This is a genomic window from Actinomadura gamaensis (assembly GCF_042652125.1).
Lineage (GTDB): Bacteria > Actinomycetota > Actinomycetes > Streptosporangiales > Streptosporangiaceae > Spirillospora > Spirillospora gamaensis.
Genome location: NZ_JBHSIT010000009.1, coordinates 20822 through 46483 on the forward strand (window position 1 = coordinate 20822; position 25662 = coordinate 46483).

21 protein-coding genes are annotated in these 25662 nt (G+C 73.0%); 3 read left to right on the top strand and 18 right to left on the bottom strand.

Going from position 1 to position 25662, the window contains the following annotated elements:
• Positions 1-9: 9 nt before the first annotated feature.
• Positions 10-1194 (top strand): serine hydrolase domain-containing protein, encoded by a 1185-nt coding sequence (locus tag ACFPCY_RS28285; protein WP_378259944.1) that lies wholly within the window; start codon positions 10-12, stop codon positions 1192-1194.
• Here the strand turns inward: ACFPCY_RS28285 and ACFPCY_RS28290 are convergent, their stop codons facing one another.
• Both ACFPCY_RS28290 and ACFPCY_RS28295 read right to left on the bottom strand, forming a co-directional pair.
• On the bottom strand, positions 1195-1827 hold the full coding sequence (locus ACFPCY_RS28290; protein WP_378260695.1) for a formylglycine-generating enzyme family protein: 633 nt from the start codon (positions 1825-1827) through the stop codon (positions 1195-1197).
• Between the two features lie 54 nt (positions 1828-1881).
• Positions 1882-2373 (bottom strand): hypothetical protein, encoded by a 492-nt coding sequence (locus ACFPCY_RS28295; RefSeq protein ID WP_378259946.1) that lies wholly within the window; start codon positions 2371-2373, stop codon positions 1882-1884.
• A 108-nt stretch (positions 2374-2481) separates the two neighbouring features.
• Here ACFPCY_RS28295 and ACFPCY_RS28300 point away from each other — a divergent pair, with 108 nt between their 5' ends.
• Complete coding sequence (locus ACFPCY_RS28300) at positions 2482-3018, top strand: NUDIX domain-containing protein (RefSeq protein WP_378259948.1); 537 nt, start codon at positions 2482-2484, stop codon at positions 3016-3018.
• A gap of 10 nt (positions 3019-3028) precedes the next feature.
• Here the strand turns inward: ACFPCY_RS28300 and ACFPCY_RS28305 are convergent, their stop codons facing one another.
• The 7 genes from ACFPCY_RS28305 to ACFPCY_RS28335 all read right to left on the bottom strand — a co-directional run bounded on the left by ACFPCY_RS28305 (position 3029) and on the right by ACFPCY_RS28335 (position 10902).
• Complete coding sequence (locus ACFPCY_RS28305) at positions 3029-4786, bottom strand: TIGR03767 family metallophosphoesterase (RefSeq protein WP_378259950.1); 1758 nt, start codon at positions 4784-4786, stop codon at positions 3029-3031.
• Positions 4787-4899: 113 nt separating this feature from the next.
• Positions 4900-6171 carry a glutamate-5-semialdehyde dehydrogenase gene (locus ACFPCY_RS28310; RefSeq protein ID WP_378259952.1) on the bottom strand — a complete coding sequence of 424 codons (1272 nt, stop codon included), beginning with the start codon at positions 6169-6171 and terminating at the stop codon, positions 4900-4902.
• Positions 6172-6263: 92 nt separating this feature from the next.
• Positions 6264-7370 (bottom strand): glutamate 5-kinase, encoded by a 1107-nt coding sequence (gene proB, locus ACFPCY_RS28315; RefSeq protein WP_378259954.1) that lies wholly within the window; start codon positions 7368-7370, stop codon positions 6264-6266.
• Between the two features lie 36 nt (positions 7371-7406).
• Complete coding sequence (gene obgE, locus ACFPCY_RS28320) at positions 7407-8903, bottom strand: GTPase ObgE (RefSeq protein ID WP_465251239.1); 1497 nt, start codon at positions 8901-8903, stop codon at positions 7407-7409.
• 83 nt (positions 8904-8986) lie between these two features.
• On the bottom strand, positions 8987-9244 hold the full coding sequence (gene rpmA / locus ACFPCY_RS28325) for a 50S ribosomal protein L27 (RefSeq protein ID WP_378259956.1): 258 nt from the start codon (positions 9242-9244) through the stop codon (positions 8987-8989).
• Between the two features lie 12 nt (positions 9245-9256).
• The gene (gene rplU, locus ACFPCY_RS28330; protein WP_378259958.1) at positions 9257-9571 is read right to left on the bottom strand and encodes a 50S ribosomal protein L21; all 315 of its coding nucleotides are present in this window, start codon (positions 9569-9571) and stop codon (positions 9257-9259) included.
• Positions 9572-9951: 380 nt separating this feature from the next.
• Positions 9952-10902: an NADP-dependent oxidoreductase gene (locus tag ACFPCY_RS28335; protein WP_378259960.1), complete on the bottom strand. Its 951-nt coding sequence runs from the start codon at positions 10900-10902 to the stop codon at positions 9952-9954.
• Between the two features lie 101 nt (positions 10903-11003).
• Here ACFPCY_RS28335 and ACFPCY_RS28340 point away from each other — a divergent pair, with 101 nt between their 5' ends.
• Positions 11004-11969: a GlxA family transcriptional regulator gene (locus ACFPCY_RS28340; protein WP_378259962.1), complete on the top strand. Its 966-nt coding sequence runs from the start codon at positions 11004-11006 to the stop codon at positions 11967-11969.
• Positions 11970-12100: 131 nt separating this feature from the next.
• On the opposite strand, the gene ACFPCY_RS28345 is transcribed toward ACFPCY_RS28340, so the two are convergent.
• The 9 genes from ACFPCY_RS28345 to ndk all read right to left on the bottom strand — a co-directional run bounded on the left by ACFPCY_RS28345 (position 12101) and on the right by ndk (position 25647).
• Positions 12101-15400: an Rne/Rng family ribonuclease gene (locus ACFPCY_RS28345; protein ID WP_378259964.1), complete on the bottom strand. Its 3300-nt coding sequence runs from the start codon at positions 15398-15400 to the stop codon at positions 12101-12103.
• Positions 15401-15619: 219 nt separating this feature from the next.
• Entirely contained in the window at positions 15620-16483 is an 864-nt protein-coding gene (locus ACFPCY_RS28350) for a TIGR03936 family radical SAM-associated protein (protein ID WP_378259966.1), read from the bottom strand.
• A gap of 135 nt (positions 16484-16618) precedes the next feature.
• Positions 16619-18541, bottom strand: coding sequence for a TIGR03960 family B12-binding radical SAM protein (locus ACFPCY_RS28355; protein ID WP_378259968.1), 1923 nt, complete (start codon positions 18539-18541; stop codon positions 16619-16621).
• Between the two features lie 161 nt (positions 18542-18702).
• The gene (gene rodA / locus ACFPCY_RS28360) at positions 18703-19890 is read right to left on the bottom strand and encodes a rod shape-determining protein RodA (protein ID WP_378259970.1); all 1188 of its coding nucleotides are present in this window, start codon (positions 19888-19890) and stop codon (positions 18703-18705) included.
• Complete coding sequence (mrdA, locus tag ACFPCY_RS28365) at positions 19887-22058, bottom strand: penicillin-binding protein 2 (protein WP_378259972.1); 2172 nt, start codon at positions 22056-22058, stop codon at positions 19887-19889. Before mrdA ends, rodA begins: the two co-directional genes overlap by 4 nt.
• A complete protein-coding gene (gene mreD, locus ACFPCY_RS28370) occupies positions 22055-22648 on the bottom strand; it encodes a rod shape-determining protein MreD (protein ID WP_378259974.1) in 594 nt (197 codons plus the stop codon). The genes mrdA and mreD overlap by 4 nt, the downstream gene beginning before the upstream one ends.
• 96 nt (positions 22649-22744) lie before the next feature.
• The gene (gene mreC, locus ACFPCY_RS28375) at positions 22745-23728 is read right to left on the bottom strand and encodes a rod shape-determining protein MreC (RefSeq protein ID WP_378259976.1); all 984 of its coding nucleotides are present in this window, start codon (positions 23726-23728) and stop codon (positions 22745-22747) included.
• A gap of 32 nt (positions 23729-23760) precedes the next feature.
• A complete protein-coding gene (locus tag ACFPCY_RS28380) occupies positions 23761-24795 on the bottom strand; it encodes a rod shape-determining protein (protein WP_253883893.1) in 1035 nt (344 codons plus the stop codon).
• A 441-nt stretch (positions 24796-25236) separates the two neighbouring features.
• Positions 25237-25647 carry a nucleoside-diphosphate kinase gene (gene ndk, locus ACFPCY_RS28385; protein WP_378259979.1) on the bottom strand — a complete coding sequence of 137 codons (411 nt, stop codon included), beginning with the start codon at positions 25645-25647 and terminating at the stop codon, positions 25237-25239.
• Between the last annotated feature and the right edge of the window lie 15 nt (positions 25648-25662).

Below are 25662 nucleotides of genomic sequence, written 5' to 3' on the forward strand. Positions count from 1 at the left end.
GGAGCGCTCATGCTCAAGCGAGGAGTCGCCGCCGCAGCCTCCACGGCCGTGCTGCTGGCGTCCGTCCTGTCGTCGCCGGCCAGGGCGGACGACGGCCCGATGCCCCTGCCGCTGCTGCCGCACGTGCCCTTCTATCCGACGACCACGGTCGCGGTTTCGGGCCGTCCGGAACCTCTGGACGCGCGCCCACGCGAGATCGACGCCACGTACGGCTACCAAGGTCGGACGAAGACGCTGAAAGATTTCCTGAAGCGGTCGTCCACGCTCGGCTACCTCGTCCTGCACGACGACCGGATCGTTGACGAGCGGTACTTCTCCGGCTACGACAAGAGCAGCCGCTTCAACTCGTGGTCGGTCGGAAAGTCGATCACCGCCACGGCCGTGGGCGCCGCCATAGCGGACGGGCACATCCGCTCCGTGGACGACCCGGTGAGCAAGTACGTCCCGGAACTGCTCGGGACGGGCTACGACGGCGTCAGCATCAAGGACGTGCTGCACATGGCGTCCGGCCACAAGTACGACGAGACCAAGTACACCGACCCGACCAAGGGCTCGACCGCGACCACGATCCGCATGGTGTTCGGTACGCCGCTCACCGCGCAGGCGCGCGAGGCCGTCCGGGAGCGCGAGCCGGGCACGCGCTGGAACTACGACTCGATGAACACGTTCGTGCTCGGCTGGGTCGTGAGCAAAGCCGTGGGCCGTCCCCTATCCGCTTACGTGCAGGACAAGATCTGGCGTCCGGCGGGCATGGAGACGCCGATGCTGATGGGACGCGACTACGCGGGCAACGACATCGCCTACTGCTGCTACCACGCGACCGTCCGCGACTTCGCCCGCTTCGGCCTGCTCTACCTGCGCGGCGGACGCGCCGGCGGACGCCAGGTCATCCCGTCCGAATGGGTGCGCGACTCCACGCACAGCACCGAGCCCTACCTCCAGCCCCACCACCTCATGCCGGACGCCCCCGACACCCCGGACAACACCTACGGCTACGGCTACCAGTGGTGGCGCGGTGACGGCGACGAGGGCGACTACAGCGCGATCGGCATCCTGGGCCAGTTCGTGTACGTCTCCCCCAAGAACCACGTCGTCATCGTCAAGACGAGCCAGGACCTGAACTCCGAGGCGCACATGGCCGAGGCCCTCCACGCCTTCCGCGCCGTCGCCGACAAGGTCTCCGCACTCTCCTAGTCAGCGGGCGACGCGGAACCCGACATCGTCCACGCGGTAGGTCGGATGGCTGCGGCGACGGGCGGAGGCCCGGCAACTCCAGTCCTCGTCGAACCATCCACCGCCGCGCAGGACGCGGTAGGAGCCATAGACCTCCGGATCGTAGAGATCCCAGCACCAGTTCCAGACATTGCCGAGCATGTCGTAGAGGCCCCACGCGTTCGGACGCTTGCCGCCGACCTCGTGGGGCCTCTCGTCCGAATTGGCGCGATACCAGGCGATGTCGTCCAGCTCACCGTAGTGAGGCCCAGTCGTGCCCGCACGGCAGGCGTACTCCCACTCCGCCTCGGTCGGCAGCCGATACCCGTCAGCGGACGCGTCCCATTCGACGTCCTCACCCCGAACGCGGTAGACGGGAGCGAGCCCGTCCCGCTCGGACAGCGCGTTGCAGAACCTCACCGCGTCCCACCACGACACGTTCTCGACCGGCAATCGCCCCTCGGTCCCAGCGCCCAGCGATGCACCCGTGACCTCGGCATACAACTCCCGCGTCACGGGCAGCGCGGCGATCTGGAAACTGTCGAGCACAACCGTCCAGCGGCGGCGCGTCCGCCGATCGGACAACGTCACCGAACCCGCCGGAATCTCAACCATCACCTCCCGATCCTACGAACCCCCGCTCCACCTCCGAACCATGCCGCTGCGACTTCACAGGCACGCCCAGCAGTAGAGGTGCTGATCGGCGTCGCGAGCCGTCCGCGCCAGTCCGATGAGGTCCTCGACGACCGGCCGCCACTCGTCGGCGCCGCCGCCGCGCAATTCCTCGGTCCTCTCCACGAACGTAACGACCAGGGCGGTAACGTCGGCGGGCGCCACGCCGGCCAGGGTGTCCCTGGTCGGGTCGTCCAGCGCGAAAGCCCACGGGCCGTCCTGGAACGGGTCGTCCTCGGACGGATCCGGCTCCTGCTCCGATGCGGGCGGCCAGACCTGGCTGACCTTGACCTGCTGCACGTCCCAGGGGACGCCGCGGATGGTCGCGACCAGCGAGCCGAGGACGACGCCCGGGTCCACTCCCTTGGCCTCGACACCGTCGAAGGAGGGCTTTCTTCCGACGATCGGCGAGTGGCCGCGCGTACGGTCCAGCAGGCGGATGACGGCTTCGTCGTCGGGAGCGCGGAAGTAGTCCGTGAGAACACCCATGGTTCGTCCTGTCCGTGTGGGAGGCGTCAGGCGGCAGTACAGCAGGTGGGGGTGACAGGGCGGGGTGGTAAGGGGAGGGGGCGGGGTGGGTTGGGGATGATGGGGGGCATGAGCGGGATCAGGCGGGTGAGCGGGCGGGTCGTTTATGAGAATCCGTGGATGGTGCTGCGGGAGGACGAGATCGAGCGGGACGACGGGTCCCGGGGGATCTACGGGTTCGTGGACCGGCCCGACTTCGCGCTCGTGATCCCCATGCAGGACGACGGGTTCGTGCTGGTCGAGGAGTTCCGGTACCCGATCGGGCGGCGGGCGTGGAACTTCCCGCAGGGGTCGCGGCCCAACCGGGAGGACGGGGACCCCGAGGAGCTGGCGCGGATGGAGCTGGTCCAGGAGACCGGGCTGCGGGCCGGGAGGTTGCAGCACATCGGGTTCCTGCACAGCGCGCACGGGTCGGCGACGAACGGGTTCAACGTGTTCGTGGCGACCGACCTGGAGCAGGGGCCGCACGACCGGGAGCACGAGGAGCAGGACATGCGGCAGGGGTTCTTCTCGCGCGTCCAGTTCCGGGACATGGTGCTGCGCGGGGAGATCACCGACGACTCCAGCGTGGCGGCCTACGCGCTGCTGACCATGCGGGGGCTCTGAGCGCCGGCGATCAGAAAGGGGCGGGGACGAGGAGTTCGACGTTGCGGTCCTCGGCCTTGCCGCGGCGGTGCTCCGGGGTGTCCTGCCAGTCGTTCGCGGAGAGCTCGCGGGACAGGGACGCCAGGGAGACCGGGTCGGTCAGGCTCCGGGAGGCTTCCGGGCCCGCCGAATCCAGGACGGTGGCGAAGATCGAGAGGGTGCCGTCGCGGTTGTCGGCGATCTCGACGACGCGGCTCTGCTGCGGGAAGTCGATGTGGGCGGCCGTGTTGACCTCCCAGAACCCGCCGCCGCCCTTGCGCGCGTGTGGGGTGACCTGGTTGACGTGCGTGTGGCCGTTCACCCACAGGACGACGTTCGGGAAGCGCAGCAGCAGCGCCTCGACCTCGTCGCCGAGGACGCGTCCGCCGCCCAGGGGGTTGCTCAGGGACGCGAGCGTGTGGTGGCTGAACAGGACGAACAGCCGGTTCCGCACGTTGTGCGCGACCTTGCGTCCGGACGCGTCGTAGTACGTCCGGCTGCCGGCCTTGAGCTGGGCCTCCAGCCACGCGAGCTGCGTCCGGTCGAGGGAGCCCTCGGAGTAGCCGTTCGGGTTGACCGTGTCGAGGACGAGACCGCGCACGACACCCTGGTCGAAGCCGTAGTAGGCGGTCCCCTTGCGCAGGTTCTCGGCGGTGAAGCCGTGGCCGCGCAGGGCGGACGAGGTGGTGAAGTGCTCGCGGACGACCTCGGCCCGCGACAAGACGCGGCGGCGCGGGTCGGCGGTGACCTGCCGGAACAGGCCGCCGTCCGACCGCGCGGCGAGGCGCGCGAACTCGCGGGTGTCGCCGGTGCGCAGGACGCGGGCCAGCCGGTCGGCCTGCGCGGCGTCGGCGGGCGCGACGATCTTCGTGCCGCCGGTGGCGAGGGCGGCGAGCAGCGGGTTCGGCGGGAGGTTGCCCTGCATGAGGCCGTCGTGGTTGCCGAACGCGGCGAGCCAGGGGGTGCGCAGGCCGGTCGCGCGGAACGGCGCGCGGGCCGCGTCGAGCAGGCCCGGGACGCGCGGGAACCCGTGCTTCGCGATGGCCTGGTCGGCGGCGTGGCCGGGCGGCGGGCCGTCCGGGTGCCAGTAGGCGGCGCTGTAGCCGGCGCCGTCCATCACGCCCTCGTAGCGGCGCGGGTCGCCGGAGTCGGGGGTGATCGGGCGGCCGTCCAGCAGGTCGATGATCCAGCGCAGCTCGTTGTACTGGGTGTTGTCGGCGGCGTCGCCGGTGTTGATCGTGAACGCGAGGCCGAGGCCGGTCGCGGGGCCGCGTCCGACGCGGTTCATCGCGCGGACCATCGCCTCGGCGACGTGCGTGGTGAGGATCTCCTGCGGCCGGTAGGCGCCCTCCACCGGGATCGCGCCGGCCAGGTCCTTGATCCGGTCCAGGAACTCGACGCGTCCCGGGGACTGGGCGTCCACGATGTGCACGTCGGTGAGCTGGCCGAACGCCAGCAGGCCGCGCCGGGTCGCGGCGCGCCGGGCGGCGGCCGTCCCGCCGAGGTCGCGGCGGAGCAGGTGCGGCTCGCCGGGGCCCGCGACGATCTTCCGGTAGCCGCCCGGGCCGGGACGGCCGAGGAGCAGCGTCCGGTCCAGGGTCGTCCCGGAGGCGGAGCCGCGGAGCGGGGGCGCGGCGAAGCCGGGACGGGCGGGGAACGCGGCCAGGCCGGAGGCCGCGAGACCCGCGGCGCCCGCGCCCAGCAGGACGCTGCGGCGGGTCACGCCCGCCGACCGGGAAGCTTGGTTCACGAGAGTGAATCAGACCACACAGTGCACAGTTACATCAAGAGTAAATCTGTCACACATTCGGGACAGAGCAGAGCGCCGCGCCCCGGAACGGGACGCGGCGCTCGGAACCCTCCTCAGCCCCGGGTGTGGCCCTCGCCCGTGACGACGTACTTGGTGGACGTCAGCTCCGGCAGCCCCATCGGCCCGCGCGCGTGCAGCTTCTGCGTCGAGATGCCGATCTCCGCGCCGAACCCGAACTCCTCGCCGTCGGTGAACCGCGTCGAGGCGTTCACCATCACGGCCGCCGAGTCGACGAGCGCGACGAACCGCCTGGCGGCGGGCTGCGAGTCGGTGATGATCGCCTCAGTGTGGCCCGACCCGTACCTGCGGATGTGCGCGACCGCCTCGTCCAGCGTCGGGACGACCCGGGCGGCGATGTCGAGCGACAGGTACTCGGCGTACCAGTCGTCCTCGGTGGCGGCGACGACGTCCGGCGAGTAGGCGCGGACCAGCGCGTCCCCGTGGACGGTCACGCCCTTCTCCTTCAGCGCCGCGAGCGCGCGCGGCAGGAACCGGTCCGCGACGTTCGCGTGGATCAGGACCGTCTCGGCCGCGTTGCACACCGACGGACGCTGCGTCTTGGCGTTCACCAGGATCGCCAGCGCCATGTCGAGGTCGGCGGACTCGTCCACGTACACCGAGCAGTTGCCGACGCCGGTCTCGATCACCGGGACCGTCGACTCCTGCACGACCGAGCTGATCAGCGACGCGCCGCCGCGCGGGATCAGCACGTCCACCAGGCCGCGCGCCCGCATCAGGTGCTTCACCGACTCGCGCGAGGTGCCCGGCACCCGCTGGACGGCGTCCTGCGGCACGGCCGTGCCGCGCAGCGCGTCCTGCATGATCGCGACGAGCGCGGTGTTCGAGTCGACGGCCGAGGACGAGCCGCGCAGCAGCGCCACGTTGCCGCTCTTCAGGCAGAGCGCCGCCGCGTCCACGGTGACGTTCGGACGGCCCTCGTAGATGATCCCGACGACGCCGAGCGGCACCCGGACCTGCTGCACCGACAGGCCGTTCGGCAGCACGTAGCCGCGGACGGTCTCGCCGACCGGGTCCGGCAGCGCGGCGACCTTCCGGACGGCCGCCGCGACCGCCTCGACCCGCTCGCGGGTCAGCGCCAGCCGGTCGATCATCGCCTCGGACGTGCCCGCCTCGCGCGCCCGCGCGACGTCGCCCGCGTTGGCCTTGACGATCTCGTCGGCGCGGGCGACCAGCGCGTCCGCGACGGCGTGCAGCGCCGCGTCCTTCGCGGCGCGCGGCAGCGGCGCCAGCTCCGCCGCCGCGGCCCGGCCGGACTCGGCCACGCGCAGGAACGCTTCCCGCTCTTCGTTGTACGGCTCGCTCATCGGCGAACCCCTTTCCCTCTATCCGCGGTTCGGACGGGCGCCGTTGACCGTGTCCGGGTGGAGACGACGTGGGTGACGATCTGGAGAGGTGCTCAGGCGAGGATGACCAGGTGGTCGCGGTGGATGACCTCGCGCTCGTACTCCGGGCCCAGCTCGCGCGCCAGCCAGCGGGTCGAGCGGCCCATCAGCTCGGGGATCTCGGCGGCGTCGTAGTTGACCAGGCCGCGGGCGACGACCGAGCCGTCGGCGCCGACCAGGTCGACCGGGTCGCCCGCCGCGAAGTCCCCCTGCACGCCGGTGACCCCGGCGGGCAGCAGCGACTTGCGGCGCTGCACGATCGCCTCGACCGCGCCCGCGTCCAGCAGGACCCGGCCCTGGCCGGTCGTCGCGTGCGCGAGCCACAGGTTGCGCGACGACATGCGCGGCGCGTCGCCGGGATGGAAGTAGGTGCCGACCGGCTCCCCGGCGAGCGCGGCGGCGGCGCGCGCGGCGTCGGTCAGCACGACCGGGACGCCCGCGATCCGCGCCGCCTCCACCTTGGTGATCATGCCGCCGGTGCCGACGCGCCCGGACCCGCCGAGCTCGATCCCGGCGAGGTCGGCGGGCGAGCGGACCTCCCCGACCCGGACCGAGCCCGGCCGGGACGGGTCGCCGGTGTAGAGGGCGTCCACGTCCGAGAGCAGGACGAGCGCGTCCGCGCGGGTCAGGTGCGCGACGAGCGCGGCGAGCCGGTCGTTGTCGCCGAACCGGATCTCGTCGGTCGCGACCGTGTCGTTCTCGTTCACGATCGGCACGATGCCGAGCGCGAGGAGCTGCCCGACCGCGCGCTGCGCGTTGCGGTGGTGCGAGCGGCGCATCATGTCGTCCGGCGTCAGCAGCACCTGCCCGACCGTCAGCCCGTACCGCGCGAACGACGCGGTGTACCGGGCGACCAGCAGGCCCTGCCCCACCGACGCGGCGGCCTGCTGGGTCGCCAGGTCGCGCGGTCGCCGGGCCAGCCCGAGCGGGCCGAGCCCGGCGGCGATCGCGCCGGACGACACGAACACGATCTCCGTGCCGGCGGCGCGGCGCGCGGCCAGCACGTCCACCAGCGCGTCGATCCGGTTGGCGTCGATCGTGCCCTGCGGAGTGGTCAGCGAGGACGACCCCGCCTTCACCACGATCCGCCGGGCGGACCCGATCGCCTTTCGGATGGTCACCAATCCTCCTGGGGGGGTCGAGCCGGGGGGCTCGGCTCAGTCCTCGTCGCCCGTGTAACCCGCGCGGCGGGCGGCGCGCTTCTCCTCCAGCTCGGCGCGCCGCTCCACGTTGGTGCGGCGGTGCCCGGCGGCCGCGTCGAACCGCCGGTCGGTGCCGCGCGGGGACGCGGCGGCGGCGGCGGCAGCGGCGGCGGCGGTCTCGGGCTCCCAGTCGAACACGATCGCGTCGTCCATCGTGCCGATCAGGACCGTGGCCCCGGCCGCGGCGCCGGCCTTGGCGAGCTCCTCCTCCACGCCGAGGCGGGCGAGGCGGTCGGCGAGGTAGCCGACGGCCTCCTCGTTGTTGAAGTCGGTCTGCCGCAGCCACCGGACGGGCTTGTCGCCGGTGATCAGGTAGGTGTTGTCGCCGACGTGGCGGACCTCGAACTCGGTGCCGCCGCCGACCGGCACCGGGCGGATCACCAGGCGGGTCGGCTCGGCGGGCGGCAGCGACGCCCGGTACCGCTTCACCATGTCGGCCATCGCGAACGACAGCTCCCGCAGGCCCTCGTGCGTCGCGGCGGACACCTCGAACACCTTCAGGCCGCGCTTCTCGAACTCGGGCCGGACCATGTCGGCGAGCTCGCGGCCGTCCGGGACGTCCACCTTGTTGAGCACGACGATGCGCGGACGGTCCGACAGCGGACGGTCGCCGAGCACCCGGTCGTACGCCTGGAGCTCGTTCTCGATGACCTCGAAGTCGGAGACCGGGTCGCGGCCCGGCTCCAGCGTCGCGCAGTCGAGGACGTGCGCGAGCGTGGACGACCGCTCGATGTGCCGGAGGAACTCCAGGCCGAGGCCCTTGCCCTCGCTCGCGCCCTCGATCAGGCCGGGGACGTCCGCGACGGTGAAGGTCGTGTCGCCCGCGCCGACCACCCCGAGGTTCGGGATGAGCGTGGTGAACGGGTAGTCGGCGATCTTCGGCTTGGCCGCCGACAGCGCCGCGATCAGCGACGACTTGCCCGCGCTCGGGAAGCCGACGAGCGCGACGTCCGCGACGCTCTTCAGCTCCAGGACGACGTCGCGCTCCTCGCCGGGCTCGCCGAGCAGCGCGAAGCCGGGGGCCTTGCGCTTGGCGGTCGCGAGCGCGGCGTTGCCGAGCCCGCCCCGCCCGCCCTGCGCGACGACGAACCGGGTGCCCTCGCCGACCAGGTCGGCCAGGACCTCGCCGTCGGGGGACTTCACGACCGTGCCGTCCGGCACCGGGAGCACCACGGTGTCGCCGTTCGCGCCGGTGCGGTGCCCGCCCTGGCCCGGCCGCCCGTTCGGGGCCTTGCGGTGCGGGCGGCGGTGGTAGTCGAGCAGGCTGGCGGTGTTCGTGTCGACCTCCAGGACCACGTCGCCGCCGTTGCCGCCGTTGGCCCCGTCGGGGCCGCCCAGCGGCTTGAACTTCTCGCGGTGGACGGAGGCGCAGCCGTGGCCGCCGTTCCCCGCCGCCACGTGCAGCACGACCCGGTCCACGAACTGCGCGCCGGCTCCGGTGACTGGGGCCACGACTCCTCCTGGTTGGTCTGGAACAAAGCAAAGGGGCGGACCGAGATGGTCCGCCCCTCCTCTAACGTCGCTGCGTGGCGGACTTACTCCGCCGGCGGGACGATGCTCACGGCGTTGCGGCCACGGTAGCGGCCGAACTCCACGTGGCCCGCGACCAGCGCGAACAGCGTGTCGTCGCCGCCGCGGCCGACGCCCGGGCCGGGGTGGAAGTGGGTGCCGCGCTGGCGGACGATGATCTCGCCGGCGTTGACCAGCTGGCCGCCGAAGCGCTTGACACCCAGACGCTTGGCGTTGGAGTCGCGGCCGTTGCGGCTGGACGACGCGCCCTTCTTGTGTGCCATTCGGGGCCTCCCTTACTTCCCGGCCTTGATACCGGTGATCTTGACCTCGGTGTACGGCTGACGGTGACCCATCCGCCGCTTGTACCCGGTCTTGTTCCGGTAGTGCATGATGTGGATCTTCGGGCCCTTGACCGCGCCGAGGATCTCGGCGGTGACCTCGTAGGAGGCCAGGTCGGCCTGCTTGCTGACGACGTTGGAGCCGTCGACGACCAGCAGGGCCGGGAACGTCACCGTGGAGCCGACCTCGGCGTCGAGCTTGTCGACGGTGAGGACGTCGCCCTCGGCGACCTTCTCCTGCCTGCCGCCTGCGCGGACGATCGCGTACACGCGGAAACCCTTCGTTCAACGCGCGCTTCCGGATCGAACCGGTCCCACGCGTGGTCTTCACCAGCCTCCGGGCTCGGAGGCCTATCCCCGGCCGGGGCCGAGGACGGCACACCACACGGCCGCAAGGCCACGGGCGCTCTCTGCTCCTCCCCGCCCGGACCGGACGGGGTGTCTGCACCGCCGCGGCGTCGCCGCCGCCTCGCGGTCGCAAGTCGATATGGCGCGCCGACGACGCGCCGACTCTCAAGGTTACCGGACACTTCGAGGTAAGGCGAACCGTCCTCCGAGGCGCCCCGTACACGGCCGGCCGAGGCCTCCGTACACGGCCGGCCGAAAGCCTGCCCGTGAGCGGCCGGGGGCCGCCCGCCGCAGCGGGGCCGCTACGCGACCGTCAGGACGATCTTACCCGCGGTGCGGTTGGTCTCCCCGGCGACGTGCGCGTCGGCGGCCTTCTCCAGCGGGTAGGTCTCCTGGACGTGCACCCGGAGGCGGCCGTCCTCGACCAGGGCGGCGATCTCCCGCAGCGCGTGGTGGTCCGGCTCGACCAGGACGAACCCGGCCTCGATCCCCCGCTCCTGCGCGCCCGGGACCGGGCCGTCCAGCGGGAGGATCGAGACGAGCCTGCCGGTTCCGGGCTTCAGCGTGCGGACCGACCGCGCCGGGTAGTCGCCGCCGATCGTCTCCAGGACGACGTCGGCGTCCCGGACCACCTCGGCGAAGTCCTGCTCGGTGTAGTCGATCAGCTCGTCCGCGCCGAGGCCGCGCAGGAAGTCGTGCTTGGCGGCGCGGGCCGTGCCGATCACGTGCGCGCCGCGCGCCTTGGCGATCTGGACGGCCAGGTGACCCACGCCACCCGCCGCCGCGTGGATCAGGACGCGCTCGCCGGCCCGGACGTCCGCGGTGTCCACGAGCGCCTGCCAGGCGGTCAGCGCGGCCAGCGGGAGCGCGGCGGCGTGGACGTGGTCCAGACTCGCGGGCTTCGGCGCGAAGTGCCTGGTCGGGGCGGTGACGTACTCGGCGTAGGCCCCCGCCGGATGCGGGAACCGGGGCATCCCGTACACCTCGTCGCCCGGCCGGAACAGGGACACGCCGTAGCCGACGGCCTCCACGACGCCGGAGACGTCGAAGCCGAGGATGAACGGCGGGGTCGTGCCGTCCGAGAAGCTCCCGCGCTCGCGGCTCTTCCAGTCGGTCGGGTTGATCCCGGCGGCGTGGACCCGCACGAGGATCTCGCCGGCGCCCGGCTCGGGCCGCTCGGTCTCGACGAGCTTCAGGACCTCCGGGCCGCCCGCCTCGTCCTGCCTGACGGCGCGCATCGTCTCGGTTCCCATGGTTCTCTCCTTGATCTGCGTGGATCGGACGGCCTTCAGCTTTCCGGTCGCCGCCCCGCCCCGGGAGTGGCCCGCTGGACGCGATGCGAAAGAATCGGGCCATGCATCATGTGGCGGTCCTGGCGCTGGACGGCGTCATCCCCTTCGAACTCGGCATACCCGCGCGGATCTTCGGCGCGGCGCGGGACGCGTCCGGCGCCCCGCTCTACTCGGTGGCGACGTGCAGCCTGGACGGCCTGCCGGTCCGCGCGGACGCCGACTTCACGATCACCGTCCAGCACGACGCGTCCCTGCTGGCCTCGGCGGACACCGTGGTGATCCCGCCGTCGCACGCGCTGGAGGGCATCCGGCAGGGCGCGCCGCTGCCGGACGCCGTGCGCGACGCGCTCGGGACCGTCCGGCCGGGGACGCGGATGGTCGCGATCTGCACCGGCGCGTTCGTGCTGGCCGCCGCCGGGCTCCTGGACCGCCGTCCGGCCACCACGCACTGGCGCGAGAGCGACCGGCTGCGCCGCCTGTTCACCGGCGTGCGGGTCGATCCGGACGTCCTGTTCGTGGACGACGGCGACGTGCTGACCTCGGCGGGCGCGACGGCCGGGATCGACCTGTGCCTGCACCTCGTCCGGCGCGACCACGGCAGCGAGGTGGCGGGCGACGTCGCGCGCGCCTGCGTCACTCCCCCGTGGCGGGACGGCGGCCAGGCCCAGTACATCCGGCGGCCCGTCCCGGAGGAGCGCGCGGGCGGCCTGTCCGCCACGCGCGCCTGGGCTCTGGAGCGCCTCGGCGAGCCCCTCACCCTCACCGAGATGGCCGCGCACGCGGGGCTCAGCGTCCGCACCTTCACCCGGAACTTCCGCGCCGAGACCGGCGTCAGCCCCGGCCAGTGGCTCGCGGGCCAGCGCATCGACCTGGCCCGCCACCTGCTCGAAGCCACCGACCTCCCGGTGGACGCCGTCGCCCGCCGGGCCGGTTTCGGCACCGGCACCGCCCTCCGCCAGCGCTTCCGCGCCGCCCTGGGCGTCTCCCCGCAGAACTACCGCCGCACCTTCCGCCCCGTCGCCGCCTAGCGACCCCCTAGCCGCGCTCCCCGGCAGATCAGCTGGGCCCGGTCGTCAGGTTCGGACGGCTCGGACGGCGGAAAGCGCCCCCGTCGTCCGGGGAGGACGGCGGGGGCGCTTTCCGGTGCCGATCAGGCGCGTCAGTCGGCGACGGCGGGCTCCGGCGGGGCGGCGGCCGGACGGGTCGCGCGGCGGGTGCGGCGGCGGCCGCGGCCGTTCGCGGACGTCTCCACCGGCTCCGGGGCGTCCTCGGTCAGGGCGCCGGGGGCGGTGCCCTCGGACTCCTCGACGGCGTCGGCGGCCTCGACGGCGGCCTGGGCCTCGGACTCCTCGTCGTCGTCCTTGCGGGACGAACGGGCGATCTTCTCCTCGACCGCGCGCTCGACCTCGCCCTTGCGCTTGCGGCGGCGGCCGGACTCCTTCGCCGAACCGCCCTTGTCGGCGCCCTTGGGCTCGACCGGGGTCAGGTGGACGTGGATGCCGCGGCCGTTGCAGCTCTCGCAGGTCTCGGAGAACGCCTCCAGCAGGCCCTGGCCGACCCGCTTGCGGGTCATCTGGACCAGGCCCAGCGAGGTGACCTCGGCGACCTGGTGCTTGGTACGGTCCCGCGACAGGCACTCCACCAGGCGGCGCAGCACCAGGTCCCGGTTGGACTCCAGCACCATGTCGATGAAGTCGATCACCACGATGCCGCCGATGTCGCGGAGCCGGAGCTGCCGGACGATCTCCTCGGCGGCCTCCAGGTTGTTGCGGGTGACCGTCTCCTCCAGGTTCCCGCCCTGGCCGGTGAACTTGCCGGTGTTCACGTCGATCACGGTCATCGCCTCGGTGCGGTCGATGACCAGCGAGCCGCCGGACGGCAGCCAGACCTTGCGGTCCAGCGCCTTCGCGATCTGCTCGTCGATCCGGAACGCGCCCATGACGTCGCCGTCGCCGGTCCACTTCTCGACCCGGTCGGCCAGGTGCGGCGCGACGTAGCCGACGTACTCGGCGACCGTGTCCCACGCGCCGTCGCCCTGGACGACGAGCTTGGAGAAGTCCTCGTTGAAGATGTCGCGGATGACGCGGATCGTGAGGTCCGGCTCGCCGTGCAGCAGGGACGGCGCGGACGCCGTCTTCACCTGCTTCTGGATGTGGTCCCACTGCGCGGCCAGGCGGGACACGTCGCGCGCCAGCTCCTCCTCCGTCGCGCCCTCGGCGGCGGTCCGGACGATGACGCCGGCGTTCTCCGGCATGACCCGCTTGAGGATCTGCTTGAGGCGGCTGCGCTCCTTGTCCGGCAGCTTGCGGCTGATCCCGGTCATCGAGCCGTCCGGCACGTACACCAGGTAGCGGCCGGGCAGCGAGACCTGGCTGGTCAGGCGGGCGCCCTTGTGGCCGAGCGGGTCCTTGGTGACCTGCACCAGCACCGACTGGCCCGACTTCAGCGCGGACTCGATCCGGCGCGGCTGGCCCTCCAGGCCGGCGGTGTCCCAGTTGACCTCGCCCGCGTACAGGACGGCGTTGCGGCCCTTGCCGATGTCGACGAACGCCGCCTCCATCGACGGCAGCACGTTCTGGACCTTGCCCAGGTACACGTTGCCGACGTAGCTCTGGTGGCTGGCGCGGTTGATGTAGTGCTCGACCAGCACGTCGTCCTCGAGGACGGCGATCTGGGTGCGGTCGCCCTCCTGCCGGACGACCATCTCGCGCTTGACCGACTCGCGGCGGGCCAGGAACTCCGCCTCGGTGATCACCGGCGGGCGGCGGCGGCCCTGCTCGCGGCCCTCCCGGCGGCGCTGCTTCTTGGCCTCCAGGCGGGTCGAGCCGCGCACGGCCTGCACCTCGTCCTCGACCGGACGGGCGGCGGCCTGCTCGCGCACCTCGCGGACGTGCACGACGGTGTTCGGCGGGTCGTCCGAGCCGGACCCGTCGTCGCCGTTGCCGGAGCGACGGCGGCGGCGGCGCCGGCGGCGGGACGAACCGGACGCGCCGGACTCGTCGGCGTCCTCGTCGGCGTCGTCCTCGTCCTGCTCCTCGGCCGCGGCCTGCTTCGGCGCGTCCTTGGGAGCCTTCGCGTCCTTGGCGTCCTTGGCGTCGCGGGCCGCCGGCTCGGGCTGCTCGTCGGCGTCCTCGGCCTCGGCGGCCTCGTCGTCACCGCCCTCGCGGTTGCGGCCCCGGCCTCGTCCGCCCCGGCGCCGGCGGCGGCGGGACGGGCGGTCGTCCTCGTCCTCGTCGGCGGACGCGTCGGCGCGCTCGTCGGTCTCGGGTTCGGCCTCGTCGGCGGGAAGTTCGTCCTCCTGCGGCGGCTGCGCCTGCTTCTTGCGGACCGGGGTCGCGGCGGTCGGCTGCGGCGGCTGGAAGACCACCATCGTCGGCGGCTGGAAGGTCACGCCGGGCACGCCCACGGCGGACGCGGGCTCGTTCTCGTCGACCTGCGGGTCGGCGGCGGGGACGGCCGGGACGCCCGGAACCGTCGGCGCGTTCGCGGCGGACGCCTGCTCGGCGGGGGCCGATCCGGCGGCCGTGCCGCGCTTGCGCGTGCGGGTACGGGCGGTCTTGGGCGCGCTCTCCTCGGCGGCGGCAGCGTCGTCGGCGGAGGTGTCGGCGGGCGTCCCGTCCTCGACGGCGCGGGTCGAGCGGCGCCGCGTGCGGCTGCGCTTGGTCGTCCCCTCGTCCTCGCCGGAGGTCTCGCTCTCGCCCTGCGCGGACGCGCCGCGCGTCTCGTCCTCATCCCGGGCGGCCTTCGCGGACGCGCGCCGCCTGGTGGGAGCCTCGCCCTCGGTGTCGGACGCGGAAGCGCTGCGCGGCTCGGTCTCAGCCTCGGCGGTCTTCGCGGACGCGGCGCGCCTGCGGCCCCGGGCCGGGGTGGTCTCGGTGGTGGACGCGTCGCTCGGCGCGCTCTCGGCCGGGGCTTCCTCGCCCGGCTCGGGCGGCGGCGCGGCGGCGCGGGTCGCGGCGCGGCGGCGGGTGGTCTTGACGACCTTCACGGCGGGCTCGGCCGTCGCCTCGTCCCCGGCCGGGGCGCCGACCTCGGCGGACGCGTCGCTCGCGGAAGACGCGTCGTCCCGGACGGCGGTGCCCGTCGCAGCGCTGCGCCGGGTGCTCCCCGCCTTGGTGGCGGCCGCTCCAGAGGCGGCCTCGTCGGCGGCGGCGCCGGACTCGTCCGGCTCGGGCGGCGGCGCGGCGGCGCGGGTCGCGGCCCGGCGGCGCGTGGTCTTGACGACCTTCACGGCGGGCTCGGTCTCGGACGCGGCGGCGGCCGTCCTGGTCGTCTTGCGGGCGCGGGCCGGCTTCTTCGCCGGGGGTTCGGTCGCGACGTCGTCGTCCACCTCGGGCGGCGGACCGGCCGGACGGCTGGCCACGCGGCGGCGGGTGGTGGTCACGGCGGGGCGCGAACTCTCGGTGTTGCTCTCGGTGGTGTCGGCCTCGGTGGCCGGATTCGGTTCGTTGTCAGGCATGCGGGCAATCTCCCGTCAGGCTCCCGGGCGCGACCGCACGTTCCGCCCGGGAGGGGCGGTCCGCCGCGGTGCGCCGCACGAGAGCACTCCGTCAGTCATCGGCGCCGCCGCGCCCGGACCCTGGGTCCGGGCACGACGACGAAGTCGTCGGGGGCGCGCCCGCCGCTCCCTGCGGACCGGTTCCGCGCCGCCACGAGAGTGGCGGCGCCGGCTTCGGCCCTACGAGCGGGCGCTGACGGCATCCACGCCCACGGTGTCGCCGGACCGCGGCAGGGCGGGACGGTCCGCCGGACCGGCAGCGTCGCCGGCGGCGGAAGCCGTCTCCCGGTCGGGATCGAGCGGATCCGCGAGCTCACCGGTCCGCTCGTCCAGGAGCCCCTGCGCCAGCCTGGTCACCAGCGGAGGTGACGGCGGCGCGAGGTCGGCGACCTGGCGGAGACCGGTGAGGATGTCGTCGGGTCGTACGGCGGGTGTGGTGTGCCGCACAACCATGCGAAGTATCGCACATGGGGCATCCGTCGCCTCGGTGCCGCGCCGGTCGGCGTCCTGGGCGAGCTCCAGGGCGGACACGGCGGCACGCACGTCGAAGCGGCGGCGTCCCTTCTTGGTGAGGCGTTCGACCTCCACGGCCCCGGCGGCGAGGAAGGCGGACACGGCGGTGGCGGCGTCGCCCTCGGCGACGCCGTCGAGCCGTACCCGCCACTCGGACGCCTGGAGCCGATCGGCCAGCGCGGTGCTCTTGCCCGTCCCGGCCGGGAGGGCCACGACGTCGACGACGTCGAGGCCCGGCGGCAGGGCGGCGTCGAGCTCGGCGCGCACCCGCGCAGGGTCGCGGGGCTCGGTCAACCCGATCTCGAGGTACTCGGCCTCACTGGCCACCCCGGTCGCCGCCGCACCCGCGTAGGAGATCTTCGGGTGCGGGGTGAATCCAGCACTGAACGCGACCGGAATCCCGGCGCGCCGGACGGCGCGTTCCACGGCCCGGGAAATGTCGCGATGGCTCGTGAACCGCAGCCTGCCCCGCTTGGTGTAGCGGACGCGCAGGCGCTGGATCACGGGGGCCGGTGCGGGACCCTCCGGCATGGGTGCCAGGGTTCTGGTCCTTCCTACTCGCGTCGAGTCGAAAACGTCTCCCTATAGAGTACGGCCACGACGGCGCGCTCGGACCCCCGGGCGTCCCCGATCCGCCCGCACCCCCAGTTCACCGGGGGTGCGGGGTCAGACGACGCTGAGCGGCAGGAGCTTCTTGCCGGTGGGGCCGATCTGGATCTCGGTGCCCATGGTGGGGCAGACGCCGCAGTCGTAGCAGGGCGTCCAGCGGCAGTCCTCGACCTCGGTCTCGTCGAGCGCGTCCTGCCAGTCCTGCCAGAGCCACTCGCGGTCGAGGCCGGCGTCGAGGTGGTCCCACGGCAGGACCTCGACCTCGTCGCGCTCGCGCACGGTGTACCAGTCGAGGTCGACCGGCTCGGCGGCCAGGGCGCGCTCGGCGGCGGCGGTCCAGCGCTCGTAGGAGAAGTGCTCGGACCAGCCGTCGAAGCGCCCGCCGTCCTCCCAGACCGCACGGATGATCCTGCCGACGCGGCGGTCGCCGCGCGACAGCAGGCCCTCGATCACCGAGGGCTGGCCGTCGTGGTAGCGCAGGCCGATGGCGCGGCCGTACTCCTTGTCGGAGCGCAGCGCCTCGCGGAGCAGGCGCAGGCGGCGGTCCACGGTCTCGTGGTCGGTCTGCGCGGCCCACTGGAACGGCGTGTGCGGCTTGGGGACGAACCCGCCGATCGACACGGTGCAGCGGATGTCCTTGCGGCCGGTGGCCTCGCGGCCCGCCTGGATGACGCGCCTGGCCATCCCCGCGATCTCCAGGACGTCCTCGTCGGTCTCGGTGGGCAGGCCGCACATGAAGTACAGCTTGACCTGCCGCCAGCCGTTCTCGTAGGCGGTGGTGACGGTGCGGATGAGGTCGTCCTCCGACACCATCTTGTTGATGACCTTGCGCATCCGCTCGGAGCCGCCCTCGGGCGCGAACGTCAGGCCGGAGCGGCGTCCGCCGCGGGAGAACTCGTTCGCGAGGGTGATGTTGAAGGCGTCCACGCGGGTGGACGGCAGCGACAGCGAGGTGTGCGAGCCCTCGTAGCGGTCGGCGAGGCCCTTGGCGACGTCCGCGATCTCGCTGTGGTCGGCCGAGGACAGCGACAGCAGGCCCACCTCGGTGAACCCCGTCTGCTTGACGCCCTCGTCCACCATCGCGCCGATCGTGGTGATCGACCGCTCCCGGACCGGACGGGTGATCATCCCGGCCTGGCAGAACCGGCAGCCGCGGGTGCAGCCGCGGAAGATCTCCACCGAGAACCGCTCGTGCACGGTCTCGGCCAGCGGGACCAGCGGCTTCTTCGGGTACGGCCACTGGTCGAGGTCCATGACGGTGTGCTTCTCGACCCGCCACGGGACGCCCGGACGGTTCGGCGCGACCCGCTTGATGCGGCCGTCCGGGTGGTACTCGACGTCGTAGAACTTCGGCACGTACACGCCGCCGGTCTCGGCGAGGCGCAGCAGCAGGCCGTCCCGGCCGCCGGGCTCGCCCTCGTCCTTCCACTCGCGGACGACCTCGGTGATCGCGAGCGCGATCTCCTCGCCGTCGCCGAGGACGGCGGCGTCCAGGAAGTCGGCGACGGGCTCGGGGTTGAACGCCGCGTGCCCGCCCGCGAGGACGATCGGGTGCGAGTCGTCGCGGTCGGCGGCCTCCAGCGGGATGCCGGCGAGGTCGAGCGCGGTGAGCAGGTTGGTGTAGCCGAGTTCGGTGGAGAACGACACGCCGAGCACGTCGAACGCGCCGACCGGACGGTGCGCGTCCACGGTGAACTGCGGGATGCCGTGCTCCCGCATGACCTGCTCCATGTCCGGCCAGACCGCGTAGGTGCGCTCGGCGAGCACGCCCTCGCGCTCGTTCAGGATCTCGTAAAGGATCTGGACGCCCTGGTTCGGCAGCCCGACCTCGTAGGCGTCGGGGTACATCAGCGCCCACCGGACGGTCGTGTCGTCCCACTCCTTGAGCTGGGAGTTCAGCTCGCCGCCGACGTACTGAATCGGCTTCTGCACGCTCGGGAGCAGCGGCTCCAGGCGCGGGAAGATCGACTCTACGGACATGACGGTGCGCCTCCGATGGCTGGACGTGGGACAGACCGTCAAGCCTATCCCCGGGGAACCGGTCGATCGGACGCCGCGACCGGGTGGAGCGGGACGGCCGCGGCCGGGTGGAGCGGGACGGCCGCGGTCGGGTGGGAGCGGGACGGGCGCGGCCGGCCGGGTCAGTCGAACGGGCGCCTGCGGATGTGGACGGCCTGGAGCAGCCCCAACGCGATCATGTTCGCGAACGTCGCGGACCCGCCGTAGGACACGAACGGCAGCGGCAGCCCGGTGATCGGCATGATCCCGAGCGTCATCCCGATGTTCTCGAACGCCTGGAACGCCAGCCAGCAGACGACGCCCGTCGCGACCAGCGTGCCGAACAGGTCGGCGGCCTGCGAGGCGATCCGCAGCCCGCGCCACAGCACCAGGCCGAGCAGCAGGACGATCAGGGCCCCGCCGAGGAAGCCGAGCTCCTCCCCCGCGACGGTGAAGATGAAGTCGGTCTGCTGCTCGGGGACGAAGTGCCCGCCGGTCTGCTCGCCGTGGAACAGCCCCTTGCCGACCACCCCGCCGGAGCCGATCGCGATCCGCGCCTGCTGGGCGTTGTAGCCCGCGCCGCGCGGGTCGGCGGTCGGGTCGATGAAGGCGGTGAAGCGGGCGAGCTGGTAGGGCTTCAGGATCCCGAAGAACCAGACCGCGAGCCCGGCGAGCACGCCGCCGCCGACCAGGCCGCCGATCCACCGCTTGGCCGCGCCGGACACCGCGAGCATGCCGATCACGACGACGCCGAACACCAGCGTGGTGCCGAGGTCCGGCTGGAGCATGATCAGCGCGGCCGGGATCCCGGCGAGGCCGAGCGCGAGCAGCACGTCCCGGCGGCCGGGGCCGATCTCGCCGTCGCGCGGTTCGCCGAGCACCATCGCCATGACCACGACCAGGCCGACCTTGGCGAACTCCGACGGCTGCACCTGGAAGCCGCCGCCGAGCACGATCCAGGAGTGCGAGCCGTTGATCGTCGAGCCCAGCGGAGTGATCACCGCGAGCAGGCCGACGCAGGCCAGCCCGTACATGATCGGCACGTACGCGCGCAGCAGCCGGTAGTCCAGGACGGTCACGACCGTGCCGAGCCCGAGCCCGATCACCAGGTTCAGGACGTGCCGCTTGAGGAACCACTCGGGGTCGCGGCCCTGCTCGGTCAGCAGGTGGTAGGTCGCGGACCGGACCAGCAGCGTCCCGATCACCGACAGCGCCAGCACCGACAGGACGAGCGTCCAGTCGAGCCGCCGCAGCCCGGCGGCGCCCCGCCGCCAGGCGTTCCGCTCGCCGTAGCCCTCGACCGGCCCGGCGAGCCCGCCGAGCCCGGTCACGGCGTCCCTCCCGCCGCGGCCGTGGGCCTGGTCGCCGGGCCGGACGTGGCGCCGGGCGTCGGGCCGGTCGTCGGGACGGCCGGTGGACCGGCGGCCTGCGGGTCGAGCTGCGGCTGCGGGCGCGGCAGCGCGGACGGCAGCCGCCCGTCCCTGCCGACCATCGGCGGCTTGCCCTTCAGCCCGTACATCGCCTCGTAGATCTCGCGGACGGCGGGCGCGGCGGCGTTCGCGCCCTGCCCGCCCTGGGAGATCATTACGACGACGGCGTAGCGCGGGTTGCTCACCGGGGCGAACGAGGCGAACCAGGACGTGTCGTCCTTGCCGTAGACCTCGGCGGTGCCGGTCTTGCCCGCCACGTCCACCTTCTTGAAGTCGAAGCCGTTGAACGCCCCGGCGGCCGTGCCCGACTTGGTCACCCCGGCGAGGCCGCCCCGGATGTACTTCAGGACCTTCGGATCGACCGGCAGCTTCGCGGGGGGCGGGTCGGCGACGCGGCGCACGACGCTGCCGTCCGCGCGGACGACCGCCTGCCCGATGCGCGGCACGACCAGCCGTCCGCCGTTGGCGAGCGCCGCGTACGCGCGCGTGAGCTGCAGCGGCGTGGCGAGCACGTCGCCCTGCCCGACCGAGAAGTTCGCCGCGTCACCCGCGCGCCACACGTAGCCCTCGGCGCAGTTCTCCGCCGCGACCGCCTTCAGGTACGCGGCGCGGGACGGGTCGGACTCCGCGATGTCGGGATAGCCCTCCTTGGCCGCCTTGCAGTCGGCCTTCTTGGTGGCGTTCCAGTACGCGGTCTTCCAGGCCCGGTCGGGGATCCGCCCGGACGACTCGCTCGGCAGGTCCACCCCGGTCTTGGTGCCGAAGCCCCACTGCCGCGCCATCTTCACCATCGGGTCGGACGGGTTCTTCTTCGGCTTGGTGCCGCCGTCGCGGAGCCACTCCTCGTAGGCGAACCGGTAGAAGACCGTGTCGCAGGAGACGACCAGCGCCTCGTGCAGGTCCATGCTGCCGCGCGACTCGCCCTCGAAGTTGCGGAACGCGCGGCTCCCGACGTCGTAGGAGCCCGGGCACTGGTAGGTGCCGTGCAGGTCGTAGCCGTCGGCGACGGCCGCCGCCACCGAGGACACCTTGAACGTGGAGCCCGGCGCGAACTGGCCCTGGGTGGCCCGCGAGATCAGCGGCTCGCCCTTCTTCTTGCCGAGCAGCGCGTCGTACTGGTCCTGCGAGATGCCGCCCGTCCAGATGGACGGGTCGTAGGTCGGGTAGCTGGCGAGCGCGACGAGGTGCCCGGTCTGGACGTCCATCACCACGGCCGCGGCCGAGTCGGCCTTCTTGCCCTGCGAGCGCGCCGACTTCACCGCGTCCTGGAGCGCCTTCTCGGCCGCGCCCTGCACCCCGGCGTCCAGGCTGGTCACCAGGTTGCCGCCGGGGGTGGCGGCCTTGTCCTGCGCGGTGCCGGTGACGCGGCCCTGGCTGTCCACCAGCACCCTGCGGAAGCCGGGCTCGCCGCGCAGGTCGGCGTCGTAGGTCGCCTCCAGGCCGTCCCGGCCGATGAGGTCGACGCCGCTGTAGCCGGTGACCTTCAGGCCCTTGCGCTTGTCGAGCTCGTCCTGGGTGATCGGCTGGAGGTAGCCGAGCGCCTGCGCGGCGTTCGCGCCCTCCGGCTGCGGATACTCCCGGACGGCCTGGACCTGCGCCGTCACGCCGGGGAACTCCTCCTGCCGCTCCATGATCTGGAGGGCGCGCTTCGGGTCGACCCGGTCGTCCACCGGGATCGGCTGGTACGGCGAGCCGGGCCAGCAGGGGCGCTTGATGCCGGGCCCGCACAGCCGCGTCTTGTTCACCAGGTCGTCGTAGCGCGTGCCGAGCACGCCCGCGAGCCTGGTCAGGACGGCCCTGCCCCGGTCCTTCTGCCGCGACAGGACGGTCCGGTCGACCGAGACCACCAGCGCGGTGCGGTTGCGGACGAGCGCGCGGCCCCGGTCGTCCAGGATCATGCCCCGGACGGCCGGGACGACGATGTCGCGGGTGCGGTTCTCGGCGGCGACCTGCCGGTAGTGCTTGCCCTGGAGGACCTGCATCGTCCACAGCCGGCCCACCAGCACCAGCAGCAGCGCGCCGACCGTCACGTACAGGATGATCAGCCTGAGGTGCGTGCGGTTGGTCACAGGCGCGTCCGTCCCGACATCGCCCGGTACCGCGCCGCCGGGACCGAGAACCGGTCGCGGCCGCGCTCGGGCCGGTCGTAGCGGCGGGTCGCGCGCAGCACGGCCCACACCACGAACGGGCTGGCGATGACGTCGTAGAGCACCTGCAACGGGACCATCCGCGCGACGATCGTCCAGGACGCGCGCGGGTCGCCGAGCAGCATCCCGGTCGCGGCGTAGGCGAGGGTGCCGAGCAGCGCGCCCGCCGCGACCGCGAAGAACGGCACCATCGACTGGCGGTCCATCTCGCCGGCGGCGACCCCGCACACGTACCCGATGACGCAGTAGACCAGCGCGTACCGGCCGATGGTGTGGTCGGCGGGCGGGACGATGTCGGCGGCGAGCCCGGCGCAGAACCCGGCGACGCAACCGGTCAGCGACCCGGACACCAGCGCGAGCGCGACCACGCTGAGCAGCACCAGGTCCGGGGTGACGCCGCCGGGCAGCGGCAGCCGGTTGGCCACCGACACCTGGAGCACCAGCGCCACGACGATCACGATCGCGGAGATCACGCGCCGTCCCGTGGGCGACGCCTCCGGAGCGTTCAGCATGTCAGGCTCCCTTGGACGGGCTTTCTGGAACGGCTTTCACGAGCACGGCCTTCACGAGCGCGGCCTTCAGAGGGCCGGCCTTCACAGGGTCGGCCATCACGGGGACGACTTCGCGTCGGGGGTCTTTCCGGCGGGGGTCTTCCCGGCCTTGCGCGGCGGGCTCGACGAGGGCGGCGCCGACGGCGGCGGGGTGGACGGCGTGGGCGACGGCGGAAGCACCGCGTCGCGCGGGTCGGCCTTCGGCGGGGCGACCACCACGGCCACCACGTCCAGGCTCGTGAAGTGCACGAACGGCTGGACGTAGGCCGTGCGGGTCAGGCCGCCGCCGGGCGCGTCGATGCGCTCGACCGTCCCGATCGGGACGCCCGGCACGTACGGACGGTCGCCCTGCGAGCCGAGCGTCACCAGCCGCTGCCCGATCCGGAGCGGGGCGTTCGCGTCGAGGAGCTGGAACCGCATCGGCGTGCGGCCGCCGTCGCCGAGACCGCGACGGCCGCGGCCCTGCACGATGCCGATCTCCTTGGAGTCCTCCAGGCGGGCGCCGACCGAGGAGTTCACGTCCGTCGCGAGCAGCACGGTCGCGGTGGCCGGGCCGACGCGGGTGACCCGTCCGACCAGGCCGTCCGCGCTCATCACGGTCATGTCGGGGCGGATCCCGCTGCCCGAGCCGGCGTCGATCGTGACGGTGTCCTCCAGGCCCTGCCCGGCGGAGATCACGTTCGCCGCGACGATCTTGTACCCGCCGAGCCCGGCCGAGCCGAGCAGCCGGTCGAGCTGGGTCGCCTTGCCCTGGTCGACGCGGGTGGTGCGGAGCTGGTCGCGCAGCCGCTGGTTCTCGCGCTGCAACCGGTCGGCGCGGCGGCGCTCGCCGGGCGCGTTGAAGACCGCGTCCACGCCGTTGCCCACCGGACGCACGACCGCGGCCGAGGCGCGCTCGACCGGGCCGAAGACCGCCTCCCCCGCGCTGCGCAGGCCGCGCAGCGGAGAGGAGTCCCCGCCCCGGTAGTCGATCGTGATCATCGTGAGCGCGGCCACCAGCAGCGCCCCGAGCACCATGCGGCTGCGTCGGGTGTCGTTCACCCGCGGACCTCCCGTCCCATCGTCCTAGGAGATCAGTGCCGCGACTCCGGTACCAGCACCTGGCGCAGCGAGTCGAAGTCCTCCACGGTCTTGCCGGTGCCCAGCACGACCGAGTCGAGCGGATTGTCCACGAGATGGATCGGCATCCCGGTCTCCTCGCGGAGCCGCTCGTCCAGGTGCTTCAGCAGCGCGCCGCCGCCGGTCAGGGCGATGCCCCGGTCCATGATGTCGCCGGACAGCTCCGGCGGGCACTTGTCGAGCGTCGTCTTCACCGCGTCCACGATCGCGTTCACCGGCTCCTCGATCGCGCGGCGCACCTCCTCGGCGGAGATGACCACGGTCTTCGGCAGCCCGGACACCAGGTCGCGGCCCCGGATCTCGGCGTGCGGCTCCTCGTCCCCGCCGGGGTAGGCCGACCCGATCGCCATCTTGATCTCCTCGGCGGTGCGCTCGCCGAGCATCAGCGAGTACTCCTTCTTGGAGAAGCTGATGATGGCCTGGTCGAGCTCGTCCCCGCCGACGCGGACGGACTGGCTGGTCACGATCCCGCCGAGCGAGATGATCGCCACCTCGGTGGTGCCGCCACCGATGTCGACCACCATGTTGCCGGTCGGCTCGTAGACCGGGAGCCCGGCGCCGATCGCGGCGGCCATGGGCTCCTCGATGATGTACACGCGGCGGGCGCCGGCCTGGTAGCCGGCCTCCTTGACGGCGCGCTGCTCCACCCCGGTGATCCCGGACGGCACCGCCACCACGATCCGCGGCTTGGCGAAGTGCCGTCGCTTGTGCACCTTCTGGATGAAGTAGCGCAGCATGCGCTCGGTGACGTCGAAGTCGGCGATGACGCCGTCCTTGAGCGGGCGGACCGCGACGATGTTGCCGGGCGTGCGGCCGATCATCCGCTTGGCCTCGATACCGACCGCGACGATCTTGCCGGTGTTGGTGTTGATCGCGACCACGGACGGTTCGTTCAGCACGATGCCGCGCCCGCGCACGTACACCAGGGTGTTCGCGGTGCCAAGGTCGACCGCCATGTCACGGCCAAGGAACGACAGCTTGTTACCCATGAAGAAAGGGAGCCCTTCATGCTTGTCGGGCGTGCAGAGCGGCGCTCCCATCGTAACGTGCCCGCGCCGCGCCGGGCAGTCGCCCCACCGGCGGCGCGACGCCCGAAACCCCGCTGCGACCAGGCTGCCTATGCGAAAAACCCGCATGCGCCGAATGATTCAGACCCGCGTGTCTACCCTCGTCCAGCCCAACGAACTCCCCCTTTTCACACACCTCATCCGAATACGGACACAACAGTCATCCCACGGCCTCGTCGAGCCGCGGCGAGACGGGTCGGGCGGGGACAGCGGGACGGGTAGTCCGGGGACAGCGGGACGGGTAGTCCGGGGACAGCGGGACGGGTAGTCCGACGCGACGGGCGGGCGCGGCGGGACGGGACGGGAAACGCGTGTGCCCCGGCGCGCGGGCGGGCCGGGGCACGGAAGGCGAGCGGGGGCGGGTCAGCCCAGCTCGGGGAAGAAGATCTTGATCTCGCGGGCGGCCGAGTCGGGCGAGTCGGAGCCGTGCACGATGTTCTCGCCGATCTCCAGGGCGAAGTCGCCGCGGATGGAGCCGGTGGCGGCCTCGACCGGGTTGGTCGCGCCGGCGAGCTGGCGGAACGCCTTGATGGCGTTCGGGCCCTCGACGACCATCGCGACCAGCGGGGCGCTGGTGATGAACTCGACCAGCTCGCCGAAGAACGGGCGCTCGACGTGCTCGGCGTAGTGCGCCTCGGCGGTCTCGCGGGACAGGTGCTGGAGCTCCAGCGCCACGAGCTTCAGGCCCTTGCGCTCGATCCGCGAGATGACCTCGCCCACCACGCCGCGGCGGACGCCGTCGGGCTTGACCAGGACAAGAGTGCGCTCGGACACGGAGTTTCTCCTCAA